Below are 2,503 nucleotides of genomic sequence, written 5' to 3' on the forward strand. Positions count from 1 at the left end.
AACCACAAAATCGGCTTGGGTTAATTCGCTTGGATTCGATGTAAAAACGATTTTATTTGCGGCAGTAAAACACTCTGCTTCCATCTCTCCTGTAGGATCAATCCTTGACGGTAAGCTGCTAATTTGGCCTCGCTAATATCAAAACCAATTGTTTTCATATTACGACCAAATGCTAATGCAAGTGGCAAACCCACATAACCCAAACCAACAACAGCTACTGTTTTCTGAATAACTAGATTAGTCATAAGTGACGAACTTCCTTCTCTTATTTGAGGAACATGAAGATGAATAACGCTTGAAAAGGCTATTTATAAAACAAAACCTTCATGAAATATAAATTTTGTCGGCATTATATAACATATTTTCAAAATAAAGTTAAAGGCATCAAAACTAGATTACAAATTCTTTCCCAATGCCATTAATAATAATTGCTCAGCTAAATCTTCTAAGCTTAAAGAACCATCTTTTTTGAACCACGTCACGGTCCATGCAATAGAACCTACTAAAAATTTACGCCATACATGCGCTGATTGCACATAACCCGTTTCTTTTTTTAAATGCTGTAAAATTCCTACCCATGTATCTTCATACGCGGTACGCAACTCTAACAAATCATGCTGGTGGGTACGTGATAGCGCATTCCACTCAAAAACCAATACCGTCATCGCATCACAGGTCACCCCATTAATGGCATATAACTCACTAATAATTAAGGCTTTTAATTTTTCTCGATAGCTAGAAACTTGAGCAATTGCGTCATTTTGTTTGGTCGATGTATATTCAATGACCTCTTTCATGACGGTAAATAAGATCTCTTCTTTGCTTTTAAAATGATGAAATAAACTGCCTGATTGAATTCCTACTAACGAAGCGATCTCACGCACTGTTGTTCCTTCATAGCCATTCACCCTAAACAAATGTGCAGCGGCTCTTAACACTCGTCCGCGTGGAGAGTCATCTAAACAACCAAAACTTGGAATCTTTTCTAAGGCTTTTACTTGCTGCGGTACTTTTACCAACATGGTTGTCTCTCTTTAAAAAATCACTGTTTTTTAGTCAAAATTGCTGTTGAATTTTTACAACTTATTACAAATACATTTTGATGATTCATCATAAAGCGCATCAAAGTATTGGTAAGTCTGCAATCAACTGCTAAATAGCATCACTCATACAAAAACGATCTTGTCATAGATTTTACCTGAATTTGAGTATGCCGTGAAATTGCCTCTTGCACAAGCAAGCACTTGCTTGGTATGTTACGCATATTGAAAAAACTTTTCTAGATGACTGACGCGGTTATCGCTTATTTATTCGCATTTACATCGTTTTCAACGATTTCATGCTCATCAAACGCGCTAATTTCAGAGAAATGCGTCAGTCAACACAACACATACGGGAAATGTTATGGCAAGTAAAAATTCGATTCGGATTGGTTGTGCTTCTGGCTTTTGGGGCGATACCAATACCGCTGCTTTTCAATTAGTGCGTCAAACACATATTGATTATCTGGTGTTTGATTATTTGGCCGAAATTACTATGTCGATTATGGCAGGGGCTAAATTAAAAAAACCAGAGACAGGTTATGCCACCGATTTTGTCGCCCACGTCATGTCACGTTTGTTGCCAGAAATTGCCGAAAAAAATATTAAAGTGATTAGTAATGCTGGCGGGGTTAATCCTCTCGCCTGTCGTGATGCTTTAGAAAAATTAATTAAAGAGGCTGGCTTAAATCTCAAAGTGGCTGTGGTCTTGGGTGATGATTTAGTTAATCAACAACAAGCCTATCGTGATTTAAATACCAAAGAAATGTTTAGTGGCGAAGATATGCCACCGATGTTGTTAAGCATGAATGCCTATTTGGGTGCGATTCCGATTCGTGATGCTTTAGCACAGGGTGCAGATATTGTGATTACAGGCCGCGTGGTTGATTCCGCCGTGGTTTTAGGCCCATTGTTGCATGAGTTTAATTGGTCGGTTGATGATTACGACAAACTCGCACAAGGCTCTTTGGCAGGTCATATTATTGAGTGTGGCGCACAATGTACAGGCGGTAATTTTACCGATTGGCAAGATGTGCCTAACTACGACAATATGGGTTTTCCTGTCGCTGAGTGTTATGCCGATGGTGCATTTGTTGTTAGCAAACCCGAAAAAACAGGCGGCTTAATTAACACCGCCACCATTCGTGAACAGTTAATTTATGAAATTGGTGATCCACAAGCTTATTTTTTACCTGATGTGGTGTGTGACTTCACTCAAGTTCAGGTTGAGCAAGTCGGCGACAACTTAGTAAAAGTCAGTGGCGCAAAAGGCCGTGCTCCGAGTGATAGTTATAAAGTGTCGGCCACTTATATGGATGGCTACCGTTTAATTGTCAGCTTTGCCATGATTGGCATTGATGCGGTGGCCAAAGGTCAACGGGTTGCTGAGTCCATTTTTAGCAAAGTGAATAAAGTCTTAGCTAAACGTGGCGCACCACCGCTTAGCTCTACACATACTGAAA

Annotated in this window: 3 protein-coding genes; 1 reads left to right on the forward strand and 2 read right to left on the reverse strand. The window is 39.4% G+C overall.

Features of this window, described 5'->3' with window-relative positions:
• Positions 1-20: 20 nt before the first annotated feature.
• Positions 21-245 carry a hypothetical protein gene (locus Q0212_RS04950; RefSeq protein WP_297923084.1) on the reverse strand — a complete coding sequence of 75 codons (225 nt, stop codon included), beginning with the start codon at positions 243-245 and terminating at the stop codon, positions 21-23.
• 150 nt (positions 246-395) lie between these two features.
• Entirely contained in the window at positions 396-1,022 is a 627-nt protein-coding gene (locus Q0212_RS04955) for a TetR/AcrR family transcriptional regulator (protein ID WP_297923086.1), read from the reverse strand.
• Positions 1,023-1,404: 382 nt separating this feature from the next.
• Between Q0212_RS04955 and Q0212_RS04960 the strand changes: the two genes are divergently transcribed.
• A partial coding sequence (locus Q0212_RS04960; RefSeq protein ID WP_297923088.1) for an acyclic terpene utilization AtuA family protein occupies positions 1,405-2,503 on the forward strand: 1,099 nt, incomplete at its 3' end.

The organism is uncultured Agitococcus sp., assembly GCF_937920075.1.
Classification (GTDB): domain Bacteria; phylum Pseudomonadota; class Gammaproteobacteria; order Pseudomonadales; family Moraxellaceae; genus Agitococcus.

Bases quoted from the DNA above. Each gene is read 5' to 3' on its own strand.
- Q0212_RS04950 (WP_297923084.1), bottom strand. From the start codon at position 245: ATGACTAATCTAGTTATTCAGAAAACAGTAGCTGTTGTTGGTTTGGGT.
- Q0212_RS04955 (WP_297923086.1), bottom strand. From the start codon at position 1,022: ATGTTGGTAAAAGTACCGCAGCAAGTAAAAGCCTTAGAAAAGATTCCA.